Origin of the sequence: Rhodococcus aetherivorans (genome assembly GCF_011058165.1) — a bacterium.
GTDB lineage: Bacteria > Actinomycetota > Actinomycetes > Mycobacteriales > Mycobacteriaceae > Rhodococcus > Rhodococcus aetherivorans.
Map to the genome: position 1 here is coordinate 20,945 of NZ_JAALEG010000025.1, position 25,278 is coordinate 46,222.

Consider the following 25,278-nt stretch of genomic DNA (forward strand, 5'->3'; position numbering starts at 1 on the left):
ACGATGACCCTCCCCGAGTTCCTCGACGCGATACGGCTGCGGTGGAAGATATTCCTGACGGCGTTCCTCGGATGCGTCGGTCTCGGAGTGATCCTGGGCCTCGTGCAGCCTACCGGATACGTCTCGACCGTCCGGTTGCTGGTCAGCGCCCAGGGCACCACGACCGCAACGTCGTACGAGAACCTCCAGGTCGAATCGGGTCGCGCAGACACCTACGTGGCTCTGCTGACCAGCGAAGTCGTTGCACAGCGAGTCGTCGACGATCTCGGCCTGGCGAAATCGGCGCGAGAACTGTCGACCGGTGTCAACGCGACGATCGTGCCGCAGACGACGGTCATCGACGTCGAGGTCACCGGTGATTCCCCGGAACAGGCCCGCCTTCTCGCCGACACACTCGCCCGCGAGTTCGTCGAATACTCCGCCGCCCTGGAGACCCCGACCGGGTCCGACGATCAGCGTGTGCGCACTACGGTCGTGAGTTCCGCGAGTCCGCCGATCCGGCAGATGCCGACGCCGGTCAACTTCGGATTGCTCGGCGCGTTCGCCGGACTCGTGGCGGGTGCGACCGCGGTGTGGGTCCGCTCACGCACAGATCCCCTCGTACGAATCCCCTCGGACGCGGCCGCAGCATCGGGCCTCCCGGTGCTCGGGTCTGTCCCCTCGGGCGGTGCCGGATCCACGGCGAACACCGAGTCCTACCGCAGTCTCCGTACCCGGCTGCTCACCGCGGAACGCCGCGAAGGGACCGGCGGACAGGTCTGGCAGGTGACGAGCCCGGACCCCCGCTGCGACACGGCCGGCGTCGTGGCGCTCCTCGGACGCACACTCACCGCCGGCGGCAGTCGGGTACTGATCGTCGACGCCGATCTGCGCGGGGCGCACCTAGACGAGACCTACGGCCTCGGGCCGGGACTCGCGGAGGTGCTGACGGGTGTGGCGCGCGTCGACCACGTCGTCCAGCGCATCGACAACGGTCTCCTCGACGCGCTTTCGGCCGGGATCGACACCGACGATTCGATCGATCTCCTGCCCACCGGCGCGATGGCCGAACTGGTCGATGCTCTGCGTGCCGACTACGCCTTCGTCGTCATCGGCACTCCTGCGGTGGCACCGGTTTCCGACGCCGCCGCAGTGAGTCGATACACCGACGGCGTGTTGGTCGTCGTGACCGAGGGCACCACCCGTCGACGGGACCTGAACCGGGCTGTCGAATGCCTGCACACCGTCGGCGCGAGGCTGATGGGAGTGGTGGTGCGCACGAATCGAAAAGGCCCTCGGCGGGGCAAAGACGGCGCGCAGAAATCGGATGAAACGTCCACCTCGACCAAGCACCGTCGGTAGAGTGAGCCCCTGAGACCGCGACCTCGATGAGACGGCAAGGGGGTCGGTTTGGATCTGTTCGACGTAGCCTGGGCATGCGTTCGACGCTGGTACGTATTCGTGCCCCTCATGGCGGTCACCCTCCTGATCAGCTATCGCACATACACCGGCGTGGAACCTGTCTACTACTCGAGCACCACACTGGGGCTCGCGAATGCGAGCGTGACCGCGCAACAACAATCGGGTGAGGTTCGCAGCAACGGCCTCGTGAGCGCCGGTGGACCGAATCTGGTCGCCAATCTCCTGGCGATGGGCCTGAACAACGGGGCGGTGACCGAGCAGGTCGTTGCGGCCGGCGGCCTTCCCGATTACACCGCCGAGGTCTTCTCGGTTCCCGGTGGTCAATTGCCTCTGGTGGTGATCAGCACGACCTCTCCGGATCCGGATGCGGCGCGGAAAACGATCGAACTGGTCGCCGCACAGGGAGTGCCGACGATGAGAGCCCTACAGCAGAATGCCGGCGTTCCCGAAGACCAGATGCTCATCCCCTATGCCACGTTGGCACCGGGCGAGCCCACCGCGGCGATGCCGAGTAGAACACGGTCCACGCTAGCCATCTTCGTCGTCTGCGCCGGACTGTCGGTCGTTCTCACATTGCTGTTCGATCTTCTCGCAAACCGTATCGGTCCGAAACGGCGGGTCCGAGCACACACCGCAGTACCGGGCAGCCCTGCCCGCAACGGTCCGCCGATCGACGATCACGACGGCAGTGCCACGACACGGACTCGCAGCGGAGACGCCTCGGAGATCTCATGACCGCCACACAGCCGGCGGACAGCACCCGAGAACCGGGTCCCGGGCACCCCGACCCTCAGCCGACCCCTCGCGGGGGGAAGACTCCGTGGCTGGCAGCAATCTTTGCGGTAATTGTTCCCGTCCTTCCGACCACATCGGTGTTCCCAGGGCCGCTGCGAGGCAATGGCTCGCCCGCACGTATTCTCAGCTACCTTTTCTTCACGCTGATTGTCCTGGGATTCCTCGTCAGGAGACGAACATCAGATCGGGCCAGGGTCAATCCCGGCACCGTCATCGTGATCGTGTTCTTCCTGATGCAGCTGGCGACATACGCTACCGGGCTGTTCGAGGTGGGAAGTCCCGTCGTCGAAGCGAGCAAGGGCCGCACTGCCCTCTCGCTCGTCGCGCAGGTCGGCATCACCCTGTACATCCTCCAGACGGTCCGGACCGCTCGGCAACGCGCCATCGTTCTCGGCTGTCTCATCACGGGAATCGCTTATTCGTGTGTGATCGGAATCCTCCAGGGGTTCGTCGGCATCGATCTCCGTTTCCTCGCGGTACCACCGGGGTTCGTGGAGGTGCTCGAGACGCCCGAGCTGACCAGCCGACAGGGAGCCTTGCGTGTACTCGGTACCTCGCAGCATGCCATCGAATTCTCCGTCATGGCTGCGGCATCGGTGCCCCTGAGCCTTCATCTCGCCCGGCACGCGACCACTCCGCTCCGCCGCCAGCTTGCCGCTATCGCCGGTCTGCTGGCCGTTGCTGCGGTGCCCACCGCTGTCTCCCGATCCGGGGTCGTCACCCTTGCCGTCGCCCTCGCCGTGTACATGTTCGCGTGGAAGGTTCGACCTATCGGCAATGCCATCCTGGTCGGCGTGGGCGTATTGGCGGCCTACGCGGTTGTGAGCCCCCTCTATCTGAAGGCACTCTGGACCACAATCGTCTCGTCGCAGAGCGACAAGAGCATCACGACCAGAACGGAGGACTATGCCGCAGTCGGCGAGCAGTTCCGTCAAGATCCATGGTTCGGGCTCGGACTGGGCGGATATCCGCCCACCGAGTTCCGATATCTGGACAACCAATGGTTGCAGGCGGTCGTGCAGGGCGGCATCGTCGGACTGGCCGCACTGGCACTTCTGACACTGGGCTCCGTTGCCGGAATGACAGCCGCCCTGCGCCGGAGCACTACGGCTCGGGACAGGAACCTGGCGTACGCCCTCGGCGCGGCTCTCATCGGGATAGCCGTCTCGAGTGCAACGTTCGATCTGTTCTCCTTCCAGCAGATCACGTTCGTGTACTTCATCCTGTATGGGCTGGTGTGGTCGTTCCACTCCACGCCGACGACTCCGGACCACCGGAAGGCCGTGACGCAGGAACATCCGCCGCCCGTATAGCGACGTTGTCCGTAGCGACCTTCCCGGGACTCCAGCCGTTCGGCACTACTCAAGCGCCGACCGGAATTCCGGTGCGAGACGAGCCCTGTGTAGCGTCAGAAATGCGGGCGGCCCCTCGACCAGATACCTGTGTGCCAATCGACGTGGATCACGCGCCAGGCGATACAGCCATTCGAGACCGGACTCCCGCAACAGTCGCGGCGCCCGGGTGGCGGTGCCGGCGAGAAAGTCTGCCGCCGCACCGAAGGCCAGCAGTACCCGCGCACCCGTTGATGCGCCGTAGTGGTCGATCCACAGTTCCTGTCTCGGCTTGCCCAACCCGACCACCAGGACGTCCACGGCGTAGCGTTCGATCTTCCGAGCCAACTGCCGCGAGCGTTCCGGATCTTCGATCTCGTCACGCTCGGGTCCCCAGAACTCGAGCCTCCCGATACCCGGAAAGGACTTGGGCACGGTCGCTTCGAGCTTCCGATGCAGGTCGGGGAAGCCGCCGAGGAATCCGACCGTGCGGTGTGCCGCCGCAGATTCCGCAAGGATCATCGGCAACAGATCGGCACCCGCTAGCCGGGGCCACGCGTGCCCGGTCAACCGTCCGGCGCAGGCTGCGATAGGCGCACCGTCCGCGAGCAACACCCAATCGACACCATCGCCACGGCGGCCTCCCGGATTCCCGAGTCGGGGACGATCCGGTCCGGCGAAATGGTGCAGATGATCCAGATTCACCGAACCGACCGCCAGTGGCGGCTCCTCGGTGGCGGCGATTCTGCGCCGCACGAGCGACAGGACGGCCTCCACCGTGCACAGATCCACGGGGACCGCACCGATCATCATGATCACCGGTTCGGCACCGTTCGTCGACGGCATCGCAGACATGGGCGCACTCCTCGAATCCCGACCTTCAGCGTCTGAATCGGCCACTGTCGTCCCGTTCCCACACCGCCGGACAAATGTGGTGGCGCCGGCCGCGCGCCATCAGGCTGATCGCAACGTAGACGGCTGCGTCCGTTGCCGATCTCGGTCCGCGGATCGATCCGATCACGGTCCGGAGGGTTCCGGCCGCGGACGCCGCGTCGGCGACCTGCGCCTTGCCGCGGTATACCCGACGTAAGGTCGAGAGCAGGCTCCCGAGGTCACGTGGGGTGGTCACGATCGCCGGAGTCGTGTCGACAACAGCTTTCTCCTCGGCAGCGAATCGGCGGTCCACCCACAGGTCGTCGGCGATCAGGCTCGGAAATGCTCCGATTCTGCGATGCCCGGCCTCGCTCAGGCCGTATGCGCCGGCACCCCACAGTGCCTTCCGGAACTGCGGAATCCGTTGCCGTGCCCGGTAGAAACTGCGCACGACCACATCGGCACCGTCCATGTCGTACCGCGACGCCGGACGTGCAGCCAGAATCCGCCCCGCCCGCAGCTCCGCGAAGACGTCTGCCACAGTGTCGGCGGTGATCCCTATGTCCGCATCCAGATAGAGTCGCGGCCACAGTTCCGCTGCGTCGTCGCCGATGTTGAGCGCGAAAGTCTTCGATGCCACCGGAGTCTCCAGCACAGTCACTCCGGCGAACCCACGCGCAACGGTGGCTGTGTCGTCCGTGCACCCGTTGCAGACGACGATCAGTTCGATCGCCCCGGTCGCGGCGGCGATGGAGAGCGGTGCAAGCGTCCCCCCGATCACCCGTGCCTCGTTGTGCGCCGGAACGATCACGGCACCGCTCCGAGATCCGGGGGCCACGCAGGACTCGTGCCGCGCACGAGGCAGTTCGCCCCACCGCTTCCGATGGAGGACGACCCCCAAAGTTGCCCGATGTACGGGATCCCTTGCTCGAAGGGCATCGGACAATGCGGCCACGACGCGGAAGGCAGCGGCATACACACGTCCGTGGTAACGCTCGATGTATCGAATCCTGTTGACCGTCATCAATGCCGCAAGCGCGGGGGACGTGCCGGACCCTCCCCCGGTGTGCTGTACGACCGCCGACGGCTCGAACCACACCCCTCTTCCGGATTCGCGGATCCGCCGCATGTAGTCGGTCTCTTCCGAATACAGGAAGAAGTCCTCGACCCACTCCCCGACATCCGCGTCGACGTCGGCGCGGATCAGTACCGCAGCACCGGTTGCCCAATCGACTGCATGAGGATGGTCGTATTCGGCACTGTCGTACAGTGTTTCCGAATGCAGCGGCAGACCTCTCTGCAGTCTGCCGACGAATAGAGCGTCGGCGAATGCCGAAGCGAGCGAGGGCTCTCGACGCAATGACGGAGCGGTACGACCCTTCTCGTCGACTATGCGCGGGACCACCGCTCCCACAGCTGAATCGCGGAGTGCCGCAAACATGGCCGCAACGGCGCCGGGCAGAACCCTCAGATCGGGGTTGAGCACCAGCACCGCCGAACACCGGCCCAGGTGTCGTCGCCCGGCATTGATGCCGCCGGCGTATCCGATATTCCCGCCGGATCGCACCAGCACGACATCGTGATGTGCTGCGACGATCTCGGCGGTTCCGTCCACGGAGTCGTTGTCCACCACTATGACCCGAAACGACAGTGTCCGGGTCTCCTGTCGCAGGTCCGCGAGCAGTGTGCCCACGACACGAGCGCTGTTGTACGTAACAATCAGCACTGCGACATCGACCTGTCCGAAATCGGCAAATTCGCGCTCGGCGGACGGATCCCTGATCCCCGCCTCGCGCGCGTGCGCACGACTGCGCATCATGACCGATCCGACCAGGATTCGAACACAGCGGATGTCGGCACCGTGGCGGCCTCGGCTTCCACACCGCCGTCAGCGCTCACTCGCTCTCGTCGGCCGCGGGTGAAGGCGGGGATCAGGACCGCAACCGCCACCGCTGCCTCAACGATCAAGTTGTTCTCGAGGGGCTGGCGAAACCGCGTGCGTGCGAAGAACACCGCCTTGATGGGCGCGTTCGCGACAAACAGTACCAGGAACAACCGCTCGGACGGCAGGATCGGGGCGCGTCTGCGCAGCAGGACACGCACGCACAGCAATGCGACCGTGACTGCGAAGCTTGCCCAGACACCCGCACTCTCGAGCCCACCGCCCCGTCCTGCGGTGGCGGGCCGGTTGTACGGCGAGAAATAGTTCAGGACCTTCTGCCCGTAGCGCACGGCCGCGCCGCTGGGATGGGTGGTGATCCACTCGACGGCCGACCCACGAAAGTAGTCATCGGCTTCGACCTCCCCGACACCCTCCGCCCCCTGGACGTACGATCCGATATGAGCGGCTACGCCCAAAGTCGCGGTGGCGTTCTCGTTGTTGCCCCGCAGAGGGTTCAAGCCAGAACCGGTGCTGAACGCTACCGGCGATCCGATCACCGTCGCGTTTCGCACCGACCACGCGAACACCGCGGATCCGATCCGGTTTCGGCGCCCGGGCTGATGCCACCTGGTCCACAGCACCACCACGACCGCGCTGAAGATCATGGTGGGCACAGCCAAGGCGAACGCCGCGGTGAGCAGGCCCGACACGACACACGCACGGCGCGACATCGCTGCCGGAATCCCGTCCGCCGAGCGGGACGCGACCAACCACAGCGCCAGGAGTATGGCGGTCGCCAGAGCCCGTGGGTAGAGCGTCGCCGCCGTGTACACATTGAGGGGGTAAAGCACAACGGCGGCCCCGGCGAGCATGCCGAGCCTGTGGCCGACGATCCACGCACCCAGGAGCGCGGCGATGACGAGGCACAATGCCGGGATCATCCCGATGTACTGTGCGCGCACGTGGACCGCGGTCGCGGCGGCAAGGATGAGCGGCCCCGTCGGCGGCCGGTACGCGGTTGCCGAACCGTCGAGAGAGTATCCCGCCCCATTGGCCAGGTTCGTCGCGATCTCCAGATGCTCGCGTTCGTCCGCATAGACGGGAGTCGACGACGCAACAGCCAGTACCACGATCACCCCCGCCGCGACGGTGCAGATCACAGCGCCGGCCATGAACGCCTCCGACCGGCGATCCATGGATGTCGTGCGCATCGAAACCAGCTTTCGCGCCAGACGCTCGCATCTTCTACGACCGCCACCACCAAAAACAATCTCAGAGTTTGATAATAGGCATATATCAATCTCTACACACGGAAAAATCGCCATCGATGTCTTCGTCGACTCCCAAGAGGGCACCGGTGGGGCTGGCGTTCATGGCCGCCGGACGCGATGGTAGAGGAGCGCTGCTCTTCGTCCGATTCTCGCTGTACGCACCGATCAGAACGATCGACGGTTGCGTGTCCTCGGCCGCCCCGTCGGCGACCCTGCGCTCCTGGCGGTCGACGTCGTGACCCTGGGAACGTCGACGATCGTTGCGTGTCGGCGATGGTGTTCCATACCGACGGGAACCGACTGGGTGCCGCATTCGTCTCGGTGCCGGAGACCAAGTACTGGGGGTGTCGGTAGCTGCGCCTCTACTCGACGCGCAGGCGATCCGCACGCGGCACGAGGTCGAACAGATCAGCGGGATACGCATGGATCACCTCGCCATCCTCAACTGGTATTCCGATCGGTCGACTCGTCGATCTCGTGGGTGGCGTCGATGCGGAGCTGGATCCGGCATCTGGAGACTCGACACCGACCCGAGTCGGTGTCGCTGCGGAACAGGTCGTCGATTTCGTCGACGGAGACGGGACTTCCCCGTCGGACGAGATCGCGCGGTTCCTCCGACAGCAGCGCCTGCTGGACGGCGCCCCGCAGAACGCGCTGCAACAGGAGTCTCGCAAGCAACCGTTGCAGATCCACCGGGCGCTGCACCCGTGTCGTCGGACCTGGCCAGTCGACCACACGTGGTCTATGACTCAGATGGCTCGCCTCGTGAAAGCGGACATGCCAACCTCCCTGTAGGCGGACACGTTCTTCCCTGCTGACGGACAGCTGATCTCCCTGTCCGTGACCGTGGGACCGGCGGTGTGTCGGTCCTGAACCAGACGCCCCTGAAGGGGTTTTGCTCGAGGTCTTCGACCACCACCGAGCGACTCCCACCGGAGGGACGCATGAAGAAGTCTGACAGGGACATCATGGAAATTCTCGAGGCCTACGACGCCACCGGCAACGCGCACTCGGCCGCGCAGCTCGCCGGGGTGGATCCGAAAACCGTCCGACGCTACGTCGCCACCCGGGACGCCGGTATGCCGGTGACCGGCCCGGCGCGGCGGCCGCGGATCATCGACGACTACCTCCCCAAGATCGAGGAGTGGGTCGAACGCAGCAAGGGCCGGGTCCGCGCCGACATCGTCCACGAACGACTCGTCGAGCTCGGCTTCGACGGCACCGAACGCACCACCCGCCGGGCCGTGGCGCAGGCGAAGACGGCGTGGCGGGCCGGACACCGCCGCACCTACCGGCCCTGGATCACCGAACCCGGATTGTGGATGCAGTTCGACTGGGGTGCCGGCCCGAAGGTGCCCGGACCGGGCGGGGTCGTGCGCTCGACGCTGCTGTTCTGCGCCTGGCTGGCCTGGTCCCGGTTCCGGGTCGTGATCGAAGGTGTGGGATCAGACGTTGCCGACGCTGATCGCGTGCCTCGATGCCACGGTGCGCCGCTTCGGTGGGGTGCCGACCTACGCGCTGACCGACAATCCCCGCACGGTCAGCATCGATCATGTCGCCGGGATTCCGGTGCGGCATCCGCAGATCGTCGAGACGGCCCGCCACTACGGCATGGCCGTGCACACCTGCGTGCCCTTCGACCCGGAATCGAAGGGCGGCAGCGAAGCCACCGTCAAGATCGCCAAAGCGGATCTGGTGCCCACCGAGGCGAACCTGCTGCCCGAGTACGCCGCGTTCACCGACCTCGAGGCCGCCTGCGACCGCTTCTGCGCCACCGTCAACGCCCGACGGCACCGCGAGAGCGCCCGCATCCCGGCCGAGGCCCTGGCCGACGAACGCACCCGCCTGCACACCCTGCCCGCTACCCCGCACACGTTGGCGTTGGGGACCACCCGCAGCGTCGGCACCGACCAGACGATCCGGTTCGGCTCGGTGCGCTATTCGACCCCACCGGGCCTGGTCGGCGCCGAGGTGTGGGTGCGCGCCGCCGGTGCCGACCTGGTCGTGGTCGCCGACCTCGATGCCCTGCCCCGGGTTCCGGACTGGGCCACCGGCCGGCGCGGTCTGAGCGAGGTTGCCCGGCATCGTCTTTCGACACCGGGCAACCCGAGCATCGATCCGGCCCACTACCCGAACCACCCCCAGGACCCCGACGGGGCGCCGCGGCCGCCCCGTCCGAGGGCCCGCTCCGCCGCCGAGGCCCGGTTCCTGGATCTGGGGCCCGGCGCGCACACCTGGCTGATCGCCGCCTCCGCCGCCGGAGTGGTCCGGATCCGGGCGAAGATGACCGCCGCGGTGGAGCTGGCCGCGTTCGTCGGCGCCGACACCGTCTCGGCGGCGCTGGCGGTCGCGGCCGAGGCGGCCCGGTTCGCCGAGTCGGACCTGCCGGCGATCGCCCAAGCACCACACCGACACCGGCGCCGGACGGGTCGTCGCCGACGAGGCGCATTCGGTCCAGCCCGGCACCGCCGCCTGGGCCGGCTTCGGCACCGCCCGCACGGAGGCCCGCTCGTGAACCCCACCGCACCGCCGCTGCCCGACGATCTGCTCGCCGTCCTCAAACGCATGCGCCTGCCCTACCTGCGGGCCGCCGCCCCGGAGGTGCTGGCCACGGCAAAGGCACAGCGGTGGGACCCGACCGAGGTGCTCAAGGTGCTGCTGACCGAGGAGGTCCGCGGCCGCGACGAGGCGACCAGGGCGATGCGCCGCAAAGCCGCCGGACTGCCGGCCGGCAAGACGTTTTCCTCCTGGCGCGAGGAGGATTCGTCGATCCCAGCCCCCACGCAGAGCGCCCTGGCGGCGTTGGAGTGGGTGCACCGCGCCGAGAACCTGGCGATCAGCGGCCCGTCGGGGACGGGCAAGACCCACTTCGTCGAGGCGTTGGCGCACGCCGTGATCGACGCCGGGATGCGGGTGTCGTGGTTCACCCTCGAATCGTTGACCACCGCGATCGGACGGGCCGCGGTGGACGGGTCGATCACCAAGACCATCACCAGGATCACCCGGGCCGAGCTGATCGTCGTCGACGACATCGGCATGCTGCCCTCCGGTCAGGCCGCCGCCGAGGCGTTCTACCGCCTCGTCGACGCCGCCTACGAACGGCGCAGCGTGGCGGTGACCAGCAACCTCCACCCCTCCGGATTCGACACCATCATGCCCAAGACCCTCGCCACCGCCGCCGTCGACCGGCTGCTGCACCACGCCCACGTCGTGATCACCGAAGGCACCTCACTGCGGCTGAGCGAAGCCACCGCCGGACGCGGGGTGGTGCCGTTGACCTGACCTCGAGGGAGATCACCTGACCGCGGACAGGGAGATCAGCTGTCCGCAGGCAGGGAGATCACCTGTCCGCCCACAGGGACGCCCTCCTGTCCCTTGACACCTCGTCGCCTCACCGTGCAACCGGCGGTCCCGAGCCATCACCCACCACACGGCGTTCCCCGACCGCGACGGCGCACCGCTGTGGGAACGGGTACGTTCCGAACGTCTCGGTGGCTAGCTGAGATCGGTTAGGTCGCGGCACGGACGTCGTCGACGAGTAGGTATCGACGTGGGCTCGGCCCAGGAGATGCCGAATCGCCTGCGACGGCGCAGGCCGGACCGCATACTTACCTGCAGAAGTCACGGCGGGGCGGTTCCGTGTAATACCGCGGCAATTAGCAACAGCCCCGCGTCAAGGGAGTTCGGCTTGGATCACTGCGACTCTGCACAGTCGGGACCTCGCATCCGTGGTCGAGGGACGGTCCCCCGGACTCGCGTTGCGAACCCATCGGCGACCGTCGCGCCACCCACCGGAGACGGTCGAGCGCATCGAGCGATCGCGGCGGCGGCGATCTGCATCGTGGCGCTGCTCGGGATGTCGTGTACGAGCGAACCAGCACCGAGCCCTTCGCCGCAAACCCCCGAATCGATCTGGCGCGACGACGTCGTCCCTCCGGAAGAAGTCGGTGCCGACGCGGAATCCGTCGAGATGGGAACCCGGTTCTCGGCCTCGAGCAACGGCCGGATCACCGCGGTGCGGTTCTTCCGGGAGCCGGGAAGCGACATCGATACGGTGTCGATCTGGAGCACCGACGGCGCGCGGCTCGCAACGGCTCCCGTGACCGAACTACGCGACGGGTGGCAGGCCGTTCCACTCCCTTCACCCGTGCGCGTAGTCATCGGCATGGACTACGTGGTGTCCTATCACGTGGCCGAAGGGCCGTTTCCGACCGCGCAGCATACGTTCACCGAGGGCCGGGTCGTGGAACACGGCTGGCTGACGGCTCGACGTGGCGTCTTCACCGACGGCTCCGGATTTCCCGACGAGGACGGCAAGGGTGCGTCCTACTTCGCCGACGTCGTGTTCGAGCCGGCCGGCCCCTCCCTGCGACCGGTGGACGGGGGTGAGGAGTTCTACGGCTCGTTCACGAATTCACTGCCTGCCACTCCGGACTTCTTTCCCATCGGAGTCTGGTTCGCGGGCGTTCTGAGCGCCGAAGAGATCGCCACGGACAGCAGCATCGGCATCAACACGTACGTCGAACTGACCGACGACAGCGATGTGGAACTGATCGCCGACAACGGAATGTTCGCCATTCCCAGCTGGGGTGCGGATCACATCGCCGGCCGGCTCACTACCGACGAAGCCGACATGTGGGCCGGGCCGGGCAGCGCAGCCTGGACGGGATCGACTCCACCGGCAGTGCAGCCCGTATGTGTCCCCGCGGATGCGAAGTGCGGCTTCACCGTGATGCACACCCTGCGGAACCAGGTACCGCCCGGGATCATGGTGTACGCCAACTACGGCAGGGGCGTCACCTTCTGGCAGAGCAGGGAGGACAGCGCGCGATTCGTCAGCGAGTTCCAGGATGTCGTCTCGGCGGACAATTACTGGTTCACCGACGGCAACATCTGCGGTGAATCCGAGGGAGGCGCACTCCGGACGAGCGGCGAACGTGCACTGTCCGACGCCGAGTGCCGTCTGGCCGCGAACTACGGTCTCACCGTCCGTCATGTTCGTTCCTTGGTATACCCCGCCGGATCGAAGCCGGTCTGGGCGTTCGTCGAGGTCGGACACCCCACGACATCGGCAACCGACCCGTCGATCACAGGCCCGCAGGTCCGCGCCGCCGTGTGGAGCAGCATCATCAACGGCGCTCGCGGCATCGTCTACTTCAATCACAGTTTCGGCGGGCCGTGCATCACCGCCAACGTCCTGCGTGGCACCTGCGGTGACAGCGTCCGTGACGATGTGACCCGCGTGAACGAACAGATCCGTCGGCTCGCGCCGGTTCTCAACGCCCCGTTCGTCGACGGCCTGGCGCGCTCGGACAGCCCGGTCGACGTCGCGGTCAAGAGCTACGACGACGACCTCTACATCCTGGCGGGTGCGACGCAAGCCGACCCGTTCCAGGCGCGGATCGAGGTTGCATGCGCCGGGGATTCGACCGCCGAGGTGTTGGACGAGGACCGGCGGGTGGAGGTCGTCGACGGTGTTCTCACCGACGACTTCGCCGACGGCAACGCCTACCACCTCTATCGGATCACGGCCGACGGCTCCTGCGGCCTCGACTAGCTGTGATGTCCAGGGAGGTTGGTCCGGACATTGTCCGGTGAGTCGAGCTGACAGGTGAAGGCCTCCGGCTGTGAAGTGGAGCTGTCTAGGAACCGCTTCACCACGAGGAGGCCTTCGTGTCCCACGCTAACGCAACGCTGACTCCGGTCACACGCCTGCGCCTGGCGCGCCTGATCGTCGACGACGGCTGGTCCTACGCAGTGGCCGCGAAGATGTTCATGGTCGCCTCGCGAACGGCGAAAAAGTGGGCGGACCGCTACCGCGCCGAAGGCGTCGCGGGAATGGTCGACCGCAGCTCCCGACCGAAGTCGAGCCCGAACAGGACTCCTGTCGAGGTGGTTCGACAGATCGTGGCGTTGCGGTGGCGTCACAGGCTCGGCCCGGTCCAGATCGCCGGACGCCTATCGATGCCGGCCTCGACCGTTCACGCCGTGTTGGTGCGCTGCCGGTCAACCGGCTCAGCCACATCGACCGGGCCACCGGTGAGCCGCTTCGTCGCTACGAGCATGCTCACCCAGGGGCGTTGATTCACGTCGATGTCACCAAGTTCGGCAATATCCCCGATGCCGGCGGCTGGCGGTATGTCGGTCGGGTTCAGGGCCGCCGCAACGGCCAGGCGACCGCCCGCAGAACCGGTCGACGGGGTCGTCACTATCGGCCGGTGATCGGTACCGCGTTCGTCCACACCGTGCTCGACGACCACTCTCGTGTCGCCTACGCCGAGATCTGCACCGACGAGAAGGCGGCAACAGCGGTCGGAGTTCTCCGGCGAGCGGTGGCATGGTTCGCCGACCGCGGTGCCACCGTCGAACGAGTGCTCTCCGACAACGGATCCGCGTACCGATCCCAGGCCTGGCGCGAGGCCTGCGCCGACCTGTGCATCACCCCGAAGCGGACGCGCCCGTACCGTCCGCAGACCAACGGGAAGATCGAACGATTCCATCGCACGCTGGCCGATGGTTGGGCCTACGCCCGCTTCTACGAGTCCACCGAGCTACGAAACTCACATCTGCCCGGCTGGCTCCACTTCTACAATCACCACCGGGCCCACTCCGCAATCGGAGGCCGGCCACCGATCAGCCGACTGACCAACATGCCTGGACATCACAGCTAGCCGTCCTCGTCCAAGTCATGCTTGTCCGGACTGGCCCGTTCCTCAGGCCGGCGGTTCGAGCACCTCACGCCCGACGAACGGCACGAGCGCCGACGGAACGCGCACGGACCCGTCGGCCTGCTGGTGGTTCTCGAGGATCGCGACGAGCCAGCGGGTGGTGGCGAGCGTGCCGTTGAGGGTGGCGGCGATCTGCGGCTTGCCGTTCTCGTCGCGGTAGCGCACGCCGAGGCGACGAGCCTGGAAGGTGGTGCAGTTCGACGTGGAAGTCAGTTCCCGGTAGCGCTCCTGCGTGGGCACCCACGCCTCGCAGTCGAACTTGCGGGCCGCCGACGAGCCGAGGTCACCGCCCGCGACGTCGATGACCCGGTACGGCACCTCGATCGCGGCGAGCATGTCGCGCTCCCACGCGAGCAACCGCTGGTGTTCGGCGGTGGCGTCCTCGGGCTTGCAGTAGACGAACATCTCCACCTTGTCGAACTGGTGGACCCGGATGATGCCGCGGGTGTCCTTGCCGTAGCTGCCGGCCTCGCGGCGGAAGCACGACGACCAGCCCGCGTACCGCTTCGGACCGCCCGACAGGTCGAGGATCTCGCCGGAGTGGTAGCCGGCGAGCGGCACCTCCGACGTGCCGACGAGGTACAGGTCGTCGTCGGCGAGGTGGTAGATCTCGTCGGCGTGGGCGCCGAGAAAGCCGGTGCCCTGCATGATCTCCGGCCGCACGAGCACCGGGGGGATCATCATCTGGAAGCCGTTGGCGACGGCCCGCTGGGCGGCGAGCTGCAGCATGCCGAGCTGCAGCAGCGCGCCGTAACCGGTGAGGAAGTAGAACCGGGCGCCGGAGACCTTCGCGCCGCGCTCCATGTCGATCAGTCCGAGCGATTCGCCGAGGGTCAGATGGTCCTTCGGCTCGAAGTCGAAGGTGGGCAGCTCACCGACGGTCTCGAGGGTGACGAAGTCGTCCTCCCCGCCGGCGGGGGCGCCCTCCTGCACGATGTTGGAGATCGCCAGGTGCGCGCGCCCGAGCGCCTCCTCGGCGGCCTGCTGCTCGGCCTCGAGCTTCTTGACCTTCGCGGCGAGTTCCTTCGCACCATCGAGCAGCGCGGGCCGTTCCTCCGGGGACGCCTGCCCGACCTTCTTGCCCAGCGCCTTCTGCTCGGCGCGGATGTTGTCGCCGGCCAGCACCGCGGCACGGCGGGCCGCGTCGGCCTCGAGCAGCGCGTCGACGAGACCGGGGTCCTCGCCTCGGGTGCGCTGCGAGGCACGGACGGCGTCGGGGTTCTCGCGGAGGAACTTGAGGTCGATCACGAGGTCACAGCCTACTCGGCGCCGTCTACGGCCGATTCCGACCTACTGTGCCCACAGTTGCAGGCAGTCCTCGCGTTGGAACATCCTCGCCGAGTCCACGGCGTTCGGATGTCCGGCGTAGGGGTCGGCTCCGGCGTCGGTGAGCACCCGCACGACGTCGATCGCCCCTTTGAACACGGCGCCGGCGATCGGCGACTGCCCGCGGTCGTTGAGCCGGTCGACGTCGGCGCCCCGTTCGATCAGGGTCCGCACCGCGTCGGCGTGACCGTGGTAGGACGCCAGCATCAGCAGGGTGTCGCCCTTCTCGTTGCACAGGTTCACCGGCACCCCGGCGTCGACGTAGGCGGCGAGCGTCTCGACGTGCCCGGCGCGGGCGGCGTCGAACAGGCGCTGCGCGATCTCCTGGACTTCGGGATCGATGGGCTCCGTCATGTGCACCGAAGTTACCCGGGGCGCCGCGCACAGGCATGATGGACGGTGATGGCCGAGGAGAGTGAGCAGCAGTCCGATCGGACGACACCGTCCGCGTCGCGGGTCCGGGGCGCCCCGTCCGCGAAGCTGACCCGTCGCGCCTTGATGCTGGTTGCGGCGGGCGCGGTACTCGCGGCGCTCGTCACCGCGGTGGTGGCGGGATTCGGCGGGTCCGACGACGAGCCCGGCGGTTCGACGAGTGCCGTCGTCACCACCGGCGCCGTGGCCGGCGAGGCCTTCGGCACAGCCGTCGCAGGCGACTGCCTGACCTGGACGGAGATCGATGCGAGCGACCTCGCGAAGGTGGACTGCGCCGAGTCGCACCTGTTCGAGGTGGTGAAGGACATCGACCTGAGCGTCTACCCGGGCGCCGAGTGGGGTCCCGGGTCGCGCTTCCCGTCGGTGCTGCGTTTCACCGAACTGCGCGACGAACTGTGCGCACCTGCCGCGATGAACTACCTCGACGGCCGGTTCGACCCGCACGGCAAGTTCAGCGTGGGCCTGATCAACCCCGGTGAGGCAGGCTGGGCGGCCGGTGAGCGGACGCTGCGGTGCGGCCTGCAGTTCTCCTCCACCACAGGCAACCTGCTGCCGATCAAGGGCACGGTCGCCGACCAGGACCAGTCCAAGGTCTGGGACGTGGGCACGTGCATCGGCATCAACAACGGGGTGCCGGCGGACCCGGTGGACTGCGCCCAGCCGCACGCCTTCGAGGTGATCTCCGTGGTGGACCTGTCCGGCCAGTTCCCCGGCGGTCTGCCGAGTGTCGAGGACCAGGACAAGTACCTCGAGGGGACGTGCACCGAGAACGCCAACGCCTACCTGGGCAGCCCCGACGCGCTGCGCAACAAGACCCTCACACTGTTCTGGGACAACCTGGACTTCGACAGTTGGCTGGCGGGCAGCCGCAAGGTCAACTGTTCGGTGGGCAAGCAGGTCGAGGGCGGCGGATTCGCGTCGGTCACCGGCACGGCCGCGGGCGACATCCTCATCGACGGCCAGCCGCCGGTGCCGCCGCCCGCCGCGCCCGAGGGCCGCTCGCTGCCGACCCCGCTGCCGGGGGCGGCGCCCGTTCCGGGCGCCTGAGGTGGCCGCACGGATGGGCGACGAGCGGTTCGACGAGCTCGTCGGAGAGGCCCTGGATCTGATCCCACCGGAACTCGCGCGGGCCATCGACAACGTGGTGGTGCTGGTCGAGCCCAGAAACGAGGAAGAGCCCGATCTGCTCGGGCTCTACCACGGGATCGCGCTCACCGAGCGCGACAGCCACTATGCGGGTGCGCTACCGGACACCGTGACCATCTATCGCGACGCCATCCTCGACATCTGCGACTCCGACGACGACGTGGTGCACGAGGTCGCGGTGACGGTCATTCACGAGATCGCTCACTACTTCGGAATCGAGGATGCTCGGCTGCACGAGCTGGGCTGGGGCTAGTGGACCCGTAACGGGGTCCGGTCGCGCCGTACTTCGGCTTGCGCTGCAGAAAGTGCGGACTGATCGTCGAAATGATCAGCAGGGCGAGCGTACCGATGATCACCTCTGCGACGACGATGTAGACGAAAGCAATACCGACGATCTTTGCGATCTCTTCCATGTCGATCACCTCCGGTCCGACCGTACCGCGGGACGGCCGTCCGGACGGGGTAACCGGGACGGCCGTTGCCGGGCGGCGTCACGGCCGCCCGGCAACGGTGTCCGGTCACTCGATGCGGTCGAGATCGATGCCCTTGGTCTCGCGGCTGCTCAGCACCGCGACGACGGTGATCATCATGGTCACCACCAGGTACGCGATGACGGTCCCGACGCCGAAGCGGTCGATGAGCCAGACGGCGATGAAGGGCGCGGGCGCGCCGGCGATGATGGACGACCCCTGGAACACGAGCGACGAGCCGGCGTACCGGTAGCGGGTCGGGAACAGTTCGGTGATCCAGGCCGCCTCCGGGCCGGCGAGAGCACCGTGGAAGAAGGCACCGACGCACACACCCACCCACAGCAGCGGCACGCTCTGCATCTGCACGAGCCAGAAGAAGACGGGCGCCCACACCACGAGCACCACGGCGGGCACCAGCATCGCGATGCGGCGGCCGACCCGGTCGGACCACCGGCCGCCACCGATCATGCCGACGAACTGGAACACCGACGCGAAGGTCACGGCCAGTATCACCTCGCCCCGCGCGAAGCCGTGGTAGGTGGTGGCGTACGCGATGACGAAGACGGTGTAGACGTAGAAGGCGATGTTCTCGCCGAGCCGCATGCCGATGCCGAGCAGCACCGGGCGCGGACGGGACAGCGCTTCGACGATGCTCGACCGGGACTCGGTGCGGCCGGCCGCGGAGGCCTGCGCCGCCCGGAACACCGGGGACTCCTCGACGCCGTGCCGGATCCAGAAGCCGAGGATCAGGAGCGGAATCGCGAACAGGAACGCGATCCGCCAGCCCCATGCGTCGAACGAGTCGGCCGGGAGCAGGAACACCAGGGCCGAGACGACCACGGCGGCAAGCACGGTGCCCGACGGTGCGCCCGCCTGCGGCCAGGACGCCCAGAAGCCGCGGCGCTTCGGCTCGCCGTACTCGCTCACCAGCAGCACGGCCGCGCCGAATTCACCGCCGAGCGCGAAGCCCTGGATCATGCGCAGCGCGACGAGCAGGACGGTGGCCCAGATGCCGATCTGCTCGTAGGTCGGCAGCAGCCCGATCGACGCGGTGGCGGTGCCCAGCATCACGAAGGTGATCACGAGCATCGGCTTGCGGCCGAACCGGTCGCCGAGATGGCCGAAGACGATGCCGCCGAGCGGCCGGGCGATGAAGCCGAGGCCCTGGGTGGCAAGGGCGAGAAGCAACTTGGTGATGCCGTCGGATCCGGGGAAGAACAGCGGGCCGAGGACGGTGGCGGCGAGAATGCCGTAGATCGCGAAGTCGTACCACTCGAGCACGGCACCGGCCATGCTTCCGGTGAGGACCCGTTTGAAGCTGCTGCGTGGCACGTCCGGCGCGGTGGGCGCGGTGCGCACGGCGATCGGGTCGAGCGTAGATCCCATGACGGATCCTTTCGAAGGTCGGTGATTCAGAGTCGCAGGGCCAGCCGGTCGCCACAGGCACGCGAGCAGCAGGTCATCATCTGCCGGTTCGCCGCCCGCTCGGCCTTGGTCAGCACCGTGTCGCGGTGGTCGACCTCGCCGTCGAGGACGGCGACCTCGCACGAGCCGCAGAGGCCTTCCTCGCAGTCGCTGGGCACGTCGATGTTGTTGGCGCGCAACGCGTCGAGGACGGTCTGGGTGGGCTCGACCCGCACGGTCAGCCCCGAGTCGCGCAGTTCGAGGTCGAAGGCGTGCTCGACGTCCGGATCGAGCGCCGCGAGGGACGAGGTGAAGTGCTCGACGTGCAGCGCCCCGTCGGGCCAGTTCCGGCTCGCGTCCTCGAGTCCGGCGAGCAGCCGCCCGGGCCCGCACGCGTAGATCTGGACGCCGGGGGCGGGCTCGGCGAGGAGGGCGGCGAGGTCGATCCGGGTGCCTTCCTCGGACACGTGCAGGGCGGCCCGGTCACCGTGCCCGGCGACACGCTCGAGATAGGCCATGCCGGAACGGTTTCGGCCGCAGTAGTGCAGTTCGTAGCTCCACCCCCGGGCGCGGGCGTGGTCGGCCATGGCCAGGACTGGGGTGATGCCGATGCCGCCGGCGACGAACACGTAGTGCTCGGCGCCGGGGTCGAGCGCGAAATGGTTCCGAGGGCCGCGCATCCGGAGCGGGCTTCCCACCTCGAGCTGTTCGTGGATGTAGCGCGAACCGCCGCGGCTCTCGGGATCCAGGTGCACGGCGATCTCGTAGCTCGGCGCATCGGGCGCGCCGCACAGGGAGTACTGGCGCGACAGCGCGCCGAGGTCGAGGTCGATATGGGCGCCGGGAGTCCACGTGGGCAATGTCTTTCCGCCGGCGTCGCGCAGGACGAGGCGCAGCACGTCGTCGGCGATCCGGTCCAGGCGCTCGACGGTGACGGTGCGGGACACCGCCCGGGCGGCGGGTTCTCCGATGGTGACCGGTTGATGCCGGTGCAGCACAGCAGGATCGGTGCGCTCGGGATTCGCCTGCGGATCCCACTGCACCCACACGTGGTCGGGTCCGCGGAAGGACGTATTCGGCAGGTAGGTGAACTCCTGGTCGGGTACGAGTTCCATGTGGGGAAGCCGCGTGGTGAGTTCCTCGAGGAAGATCTGCATCTCCATGCGGGCCAGGTTCTTGCCCATGCACTGGTGGCTGCCGTACCCGAAGGTGAGATGGTCGCTCGAGTTCGGGCGCCGGATGTCGAACTCGTCGGGGCGCTCGAAGTGGCGCTCGTCGTGGTTGGCGGACGCGTTGACGACGAGCAGCTTGGCGCCGGCGGGGATGTCGACGTCGCCGATGCGGGTGTCGGCGGTGGCCACCCGTCGCCACGCCGCCACGGACCCGGAGTGGCGCAGGCACTCCTCGACGGCGTTGGGGATCAGCGACGGATCCGCGCAGATCTCCTCCCACACCGCGCGGTTCTCGAGCAGCAGCTTGAACGCGTTCGCGGACGCGTTGGCCGTGGTCTCGTGCGCGGCGACGATGCCGGCCATCATCATCGAGTGCAGGTAGGAGTCGGTGACGACGTCCGGCATCTCCCGCTGCTTGCGGATCCCGTAGGGCATCCAGCCGTGTCCCGACGGGTCCTGCCGCATCTTCTCGAGCACCGTGCCCGCGTACTGCCAGAACCTGCCGACCGCCTCGGCGACGGCCACCTGCTCCTCGGGCGCGGGGCGGCCCCAGGTGTTCACGGTGTGCGCGATCGAGTACTTGCGCATCGTCGCCATGTCCTCCTCCGGCACGCCGAGGAAGTGCAGGGCGACGGTGAGCGGAACCTCCCACAGCATCTCGTCCACCAGGTCGGCCTTGCCGGATTCGACGAAGCGGTCGACGTATTCGCGCGTGAGCCGTCGCACCATCGCCTCGTGGTGCGCCAGTTCCTTCGGGGTGAACGGATCCATGAGCGCGCGGCGGCGCGGCATGTGGGCGGGCTCGTCCTCGTTCACGAGGGTCCGGGCCATGGCGTAGTCGTACCGGGCGAGGGTGGCGGTGGCCTCCGCCGAGACGGGAGTGATCTTCTCCAGCGCGATCGCCGGCGAGAACAGGATGTTGTCGCGGAACACCGCCTTCACATCCTCGTACCGGGTGACGACCCAGTAGCCGAGTTCGGGGCTGTAGAACACCGGCTCCTCGTCGCGGGACCAGCGCAGCGACTCGGCCGGATCGGTCTGGTACGCGGAACCGAACGGATCGAACGCCGCGGCGTTCGCCGACACCGGGCAGCCGCCCGCCAGGGCCGCGTGGTCGACGGGACACGCCGGCGCCGACGCCGGAACTGATGCACTCATGCTGACACCGAAAACCTCTCCAACAGCACTGTTACTTTTATCGAACAGTTTCGTCCTATATACGGACATGCAGCAGAGTAAGCGGCATCACAGAAGAGGTCAAGCGGGATCCGCGGTCACAGCAGCCGGGCCCACGTCCGCAGGACTCCCCGGCACCCGCGCGGCCGCCGCCACCGAGCATCAGGACCGGACGTCACGAGCCGGTACCCGAGGCAGGTCCTGCCCCTTCGAGCACCTCCGCGCGCTCAGCCGGCGGCAGCGCCGAACCACTGGGTCAGCCGGCCGAGCAAATCCTGTTGATCGTCACCGGCCCACGCCACGTGGCCGTCGGGCCGCAGCAGCACCGCGGGCACGTCCAGTTCCTCGCTGACGTCGACGACGTGGTCGACCCGGTCGGCCCAGCCCGTCACGGAAAGCCGTCCGGTCTGGTCGAGGAGCAGTCCGCGGCCGCCGTGCATCAGCTCGTAGAGGCGACCCTGCTTCAGCCCCACGTCCCGCATCCGCCGGCCGAGCAGGTCGTGGCCCTCGCCGAAGTCGTAGCGGACCCCGACCGCGGTGATCATCTCGGTGACGTACCGGTTCACCTCCTCGAAGTCCATCAGCTTCGAGAACAGTTCCCGCAGCGCGATCACACCCGGATCGGTTCCCATCAGCGTGATCTGCGCGCGGGTGTTCTCGAGCACGCGGGCGCCCACCGGGTGCCGTTCGGCGTGGTAGCTGTCCAGCAGTCCCTCCGGAGCCCAGCCGCCCACTTCGGCGGCCAGTTTCCAGCCGAGGTTGAACGCGTCCTGGATGCCGAGGTTGAGTCCCTGCCCGCCGGTCGGCGGATGGATGTGTGCCGCGTCGCCGGCCAGCAGCACCCGCCCGACCCGGTAGCGCTCGGCCTGCCGGGTGGCGTCGCCGAACCGGGAGAGCCAGCGCGGCGAGTGCGCGCCGAAGTCGGTGCCGGCGATCGCCCGCAGCCGCTGGGTGAACTCGTCGAGGGTCGGTGCGGCCGCCCGGTCCTCGGCCACCCCGTCGGCGGGCACGATGACGCGGTACGCCCCGTCCCCGAGGGGTACGGCGCCGAACCGCAGATGGGTCTTGTGGACTTCCGCGACCACGGCGGCCACCGTCGCCGGGTCCTCGGTCAGCTCCATCTCGCCGAGCAGCGTCTCGACCTTGCTGGGCTCGCCGGGGAAACCGACGCCGAGCAGCTTGCGCACCGTGCTGCGGCCGCCGTCGCAGCCGACGAGGTAGCGCGAGCGCAGCCGGGTACCGTCGGCCAGCTCGGCGCTCACCCCGTGGTCGTCCTGGCTCAGCCCGACCAGTTCGCAGCCGCGCCGGATCTCGGCGCCGAGTTCGAGGGCGTGCTCGTTGAGCAGCCGTTCGGTGACCGGCTGCGGAGTGGCGAGGCCGTACGGGTGCGCCGTGTCCACCCGGTCCGGCCACGGCTTCATGATGCCGCCGAAGAGACCGCCGACCCGGAACTTCTCACTGACCGCGAGAAACCGGTCCAGCAGGCCGCGTTGGTCCATCATCTCGACGCTGCGCGCGTGCAGGCCCTGTCCGCGGGACTGCGCGGTCGGCTCCGTCGCCTTCTCGAGCACGAGCGTGTGCACGCCGTGCAGCCGCAACTCGGAGGCCAGCATCAAACCGGTCGGCCCGCCGCCGGTAACGATCACATCGATCATGAAAAATCCCCCGTTCGACAACGTTGTATTTCGGCCGGCTGCTCCACACAGTCCGGCGGGCCCGCACACCCGCACCCGGGCGCCGGGTGCCCGCAACCACCCGAGTCCTACCGGCGGTTGGACGCCCACCTCGCGAATCTCCCGTTTCCGCAGGCTCCGGCTCCGGCTGGCGATTCTGCAGCACCACCGGGGTCTTGCGGCAAGGCCCCCCGCGCGCTATATGTTGAAAGTGGCAAGGAGCCGATGACCTTCTTGCCTTTGCCTTCTCGGCGCCGACCACAGTTCCGTCCATCCCGGGCCGACGTCCGGGTGAACGACGATGGGAGTGTCAGTCGGTGAGCAGAGCGCTCAGCCGTGCCGCCGCGTCACCGACTGCGAGGGCCGCGGCATCGACGTCGAGACCGGCGATGGCCACCACCCCGACGCTGCACTCGAGGCCGGCCCCCCGCGGCGCGCGCACCCCGGCGGCGACACCCACGGCGCCGCGCTCGAGCTGTCCGCGCGTGACGCTGTAGCCGAGCGTCCGGGCCTGCTTCACCGCTTCGGGGTCCCGCGCGTCCTCGGGTCGCAGCGCGAGGATCGCGATCCCCGCCGCCCCGCGGTCGAGCGGGTGCCGGTTGCCCACCCGGTATCCCACGTGCAGGAGCGCCCCTTCCGGCTCCGCGACGAGGATGACGATGCACTCGTCCCCCTGCGCGGCGGACACGAAAGCCGTCGCCTGCGTGCGCTCGGCCAGGTCGTGCAGCACCGGACCGGCCGCATGCTGAAACTGGGGCACGAACCGCGACGCAAGGACGGCGGCACCGGCGCCGAGCCGGATCCGGCCGTCGTCGGCCCGCACCACCAGCGAGTGCGATTCGAGCGTTGCGACGATCCGGTAGGAGATCGCCCGCGCGATCCCGAGTTCCTTGGCGAGGTCCGCGACCGTGATACCGGCGGGCGAACGGGAGATGATGTCGAGCGCGCGCAGACCACGATCGAGGGTCTGCAGCGTGCTCATGGGTTCCTCCGTCCGTCGTGCCGGATCCGACCCTACCGGCGCGGGCGCCACCCCCGATGCAGCGCATTGCAACGCTTGAGCACCCCCCGCCGCACTGGTTCCCTTCGAGTGACACAGGTCACTATGGACGGGAGCCGGTATGAGCATCGAAGGCAAGGTCGCGCTGGTCACCGGCGCCGGGCAGGGCATCGGACGGGCGATCGCGCTGCGGCTGGCGACGGACGGTGCGGACATCGCACTGCTCGACGTCGACGGCGGCAAGCTCGCCGCGGTCGAGGACGAGGTGCGGGCCGCCGGCTCGAAGGCGATCTCCGTCGTTGCGGACGTGACCGACCGCGAGCAGATCCGAGCCGCCGTCGACCGGACGGAGACCGAACTGGGCGGGTTCGACATCATCGTCAACAACGCCGGCATCGCACAGGTGAACCCCATCGCCGACGTGACGCCGGAGGAGGTGTCCCGGATCATGGCGGTCAACGTCGAAGGCGTCCTCTGGGGCATTCAGATCGCCGCCGCCAAGTTCCGCGAGCGCGGGCACGGCGGCAAGATCGTCAATGCGTCCTCGATCGCCGGCCACGAGGGCTTCGCGATGCTCGGGGTGTACTCCGCAACCAAGTTCGCCGTGCGGGCGCTCACCCAGGCCGCGGCCAAGGAGTACGCGTCCGACGGAATCACCGTCAATGCCTACTGCCCCGGCGTCGTCGGCACCGACATGTGGGTCACCATCGACGAACGCTTCGCGGCATTGACCGGGGCACCGAAGGGAGCGACGTTCGAGAAGTTCGTCGGCGGCATCGCGCTCGGCCGCGCGCAGACGCCGGAGGACGTCGCGGCCTACGTCTCCTACCTGGCCGGCCCGGACTCCGACTACATGACCGGCCAGTCCGGGTTGATCGACGGCGGCCTGGTCTACCGGTGAGCCGAACCCGCTGCACCGGAAGGAGACTCCCTTGTTGAGCAGGGCGGTACGGACACTGGCGGTTCCCCTGCTCGTGTTCCTCGACCATGTGATGGCGCCGAAGTACTCCCCCGAACTGTTCGCCCTCTCCGAGCAACTCGCGGGCCACACCGACTGAGGGGCGCAGCCGGACTCGAGCAACGGCGGACCTCGGCATCGTTCGTCCACCCTCGCTGCCCCTCGCCCCCACAGGTTCGCCAGGACGGCCCGACGTTCCCCGTCGGGCCCGAAAGTTGGCGTGTAAGGCCTGTACTGCGT

Annotated in this window: 18 protein-coding genes and 2 pseudogenes; 11 read left to right on the forward strand and 9 right to left on the reverse strand. The window is 68.0% G+C overall.

The window, feature by feature from the left end; genetic code table 11:
• Window positions 1-3 precede the first annotated feature (3 nt).
• From G6039_RS12525 to G6039_RS12535, 3 genes are read left to right on the forward strand one after another with little or no spacing between them, the layout of a single operon-like run.
• Window positions 4-1,341 carry a tyrosine-protein kinase domain-containing protein gene (locus G6039_RS12525; RefSeq protein ID WP_029546997.1) on the forward strand — a complete coding sequence of 446 codons (1,338 nt, stop codon included), beginning with the start codon at window positions 4-6 and terminating at the stop codon, window positions 1,339-1,341.
• A gap of 48 nt (window positions 1,342-1,389) precedes the next feature.
• Window positions 1,390-2,136 (forward strand): YveK family protein, encoded by a 747-nt coding sequence (locus tag G6039_RS12530; protein WP_029546996.1) that lies wholly within the window; start codon window positions 1,390-1,392, stop codon window positions 2,134-2,136.
• Complete coding sequence (locus G6039_RS12535) at window positions 2,133-3,509, forward strand: O-antigen ligase family protein (protein ID WP_080688501.1); 1,377 nt, start codon at window positions 2,133-2,135, stop codon at window positions 3,507-3,509. Before G6039_RS12530 ends, G6039_RS12535 begins: the two co-directional genes overlap by 4 nt.
• Before the next feature lie 45 nt (window positions 3,510-3,554).
• On the opposite strand, the gene G6039_RS12540 is transcribed toward G6039_RS12535, so the two are convergent.
• The 3 genes from G6039_RS12540 to G6039_RS12550 form a co-directional block, all read right to left on the reverse strand.
• The gene (locus G6039_RS12540) at window positions 3,555-4,340 is read right to left on the reverse strand and encodes a WecB/TagA/CpsF family glycosyltransferase (RefSeq protein ID WP_161780435.1); all 786 of its coding nucleotides are present in this window, start codon (window positions 4,338-4,340) and stop codon (window positions 3,555-3,557) included.
• Between the two features lie 67 nt (window positions 4,341-4,407).
• Window positions 4,408-6,219, reverse strand: coding sequence for a glycosyltransferase family 2 protein (locus tag G6039_RS12545; RefSeq protein ID WP_080688503.1), 1,812 nt, complete (start codon window positions 6,217-6,219; stop codon window positions 4,408-4,410).
• Window positions 6,216-7,493 carry a hypothetical protein gene (locus tag G6039_RS12550; RefSeq protein ID WP_152104045.1) on the reverse strand — a complete coding sequence of 426 codons (1,278 nt, stop codon included), beginning with the start codon at window positions 7,491-7,493 and terminating at the stop codon, window positions 6,216-6,218. The genes G6039_RS12545 and G6039_RS12550 overlap by 4 nt, the downstream gene beginning before the upstream one ends.
• 1,004 nt (window positions 7,494-8,497) lie before the next feature.
• On the opposite strand from G6039_RS12550, the pseudogene istA reads away from it, so the two are divergent.
• From istA to G6039_RS12570, 4 genes and pseudogenes are all read left to right on the forward strand, one after another.
• Window positions 8,498-10,068 (forward strand): annotated as a pseudogene (gene istA / locus G6039_RS12555) (IS21 family transposase).
• On the forward strand, window positions 10,065-10,835 hold the full coding sequence (istB, locus tag G6039_RS12560; protein ID WP_029546992.1) for an IS21-like element helper ATPase IstB: 771 nt from the start codon (window positions 10,065-10,067) through the stop codon (window positions 10,833-10,835). The pseudogene istA and the gene istB overlap by 4 nt, the downstream one beginning before the upstream one ends.
• Before the next feature lie 574 nt (window positions 10,836-11,409).
• Window positions 11,410-13,110 (forward strand): DUF4082 domain-containing protein, encoded by a 1,701-nt coding sequence (locus tag G6039_RS12565; protein WP_164528079.1) that lies wholly within the window; start codon window positions 11,410-11,412, stop codon window positions 13,108-13,110.
• A gap of 116 nt (window positions 13,111-13,226) precedes the next feature.
• Window positions 13,227-14,224 (forward strand): annotated as a pseudogene (locus G6039_RS12570) (IS481 family transposase).
• Between the two features lie 42 nt (window positions 14,225-14,266).
• Here G6039_RS12570 and serS read toward each other — a convergent pair.
• A complete protein-coding gene (gene serS, locus G6039_RS12575; RefSeq protein ID WP_029546990.1) occupies window positions 14,267-15,529 on the reverse strand; it encodes a serine--tRNA ligase in 1,263 nt (420 codons plus the stop codon).
• Window positions 15,530-15,571: 42 nt separating this feature from the next.
• On the reverse strand, window positions 15,572-15,961 hold the full coding sequence (locus tag G6039_RS12580; RefSeq protein ID WP_043798768.1) for an ankyrin repeat domain-containing protein: 390 nt from the start codon (window positions 15,959-15,961) through the stop codon (window positions 15,572-15,574).
• A 48-nt stretch (window positions 15,962-16,009) separates the two neighbouring features.
• Between G6039_RS12580 and G6039_RS12585 the strand changes: the two genes are divergently transcribed.
• Together G6039_RS12585 and G6039_RS12590 are read left to right on the forward strand one after the other, a co-directional pair.
• On the forward strand, window positions 16,010-17,086 hold the full coding sequence (locus tag G6039_RS12585; RefSeq protein WP_006944536.1) for a septum formation family protein: 1,077 nt from the start codon (window positions 16,010-16,012) through the stop codon (window positions 17,084-17,086).
• Window positions 17,087-17,099: 13 nt separating this feature from the next.
• Window positions 17,100-17,438: a metallopeptidase family protein gene (locus G6039_RS12590; protein WP_006944538.1), complete on the forward strand. Its 339-nt coding sequence runs from the start codon at window positions 17,100-17,102 to the stop codon at window positions 17,436-17,438.
• Window positions 17,439-17,703: 265 nt separating this feature from the next.
• Here G6039_RS12590 and G6039_RS12595 read toward each other — a convergent pair whose 3' ends face one another.
• From G6039_RS12595 to G6039_RS12610, 4 genes are all read right to left on the reverse strand, one after another.
• Window positions 17,704-19,041 (reverse strand): MFS transporter, encoded by a 1,338-nt coding sequence (locus G6039_RS12595; protein ID WP_043798769.1) that lies wholly within the window; start codon window positions 19,039-19,041, stop codon window positions 17,704-17,706.
• A gap of 26 nt (window positions 19,042-19,067) precedes the next feature.
• Complete coding sequence (locus G6039_RS12600; protein ID WP_043798771.1) at window positions 19,068-21,389, reverse strand: cytochrome P450/oxidoreductase; 2,322 nt, start codon at window positions 21,387-21,389, stop codon at window positions 19,068-19,070.
• Window positions 21,390-21,634: 245 nt separating this feature from the next.
• Window positions 21,635-23,062 carry a rifampin monooxygenase gene (gene rox / locus G6039_RS12605; protein WP_029546986.1) on the reverse strand — a complete coding sequence of 476 codons (1,428 nt, stop codon included), beginning with the start codon at window positions 23,060-23,062 and terminating at the stop codon, window positions 21,635-21,637.
• 328 nt (window positions 23,063-23,390) lie between these two features.
• Complete coding sequence (locus G6039_RS12610) at window positions 23,391-24,062, reverse strand: IclR family transcriptional regulator (protein ID WP_029546985.1); 672 nt, start codon at window positions 24,060-24,062, stop codon at window positions 23,391-23,393.
• 139 nt (window positions 24,063-24,201) lie between these two features.
• Here G6039_RS12610 and G6039_RS12615 point away from each other — a divergent pair, with 139 nt between their 5' ends.
• Complete coding sequence (locus G6039_RS12615) at window positions 24,202-24,981, forward strand: acetoin reductase (RefSeq protein WP_006944547.1); 780 nt, start codon at window positions 24,202-24,204, stop codon at window positions 24,979-24,981.
• A gap of 34 nt (window positions 24,982-25,015) precedes the next feature.
• A complete protein-coding gene (locus tag G6039_RS31080; RefSeq protein ID WP_006944548.1) occupies window positions 25,016-25,138 on the forward strand; it encodes a hypothetical protein in 123 nt (40 codons plus the stop codon).
• Window positions 25,139-25,278: the final 140 nt, after the last annotated feature.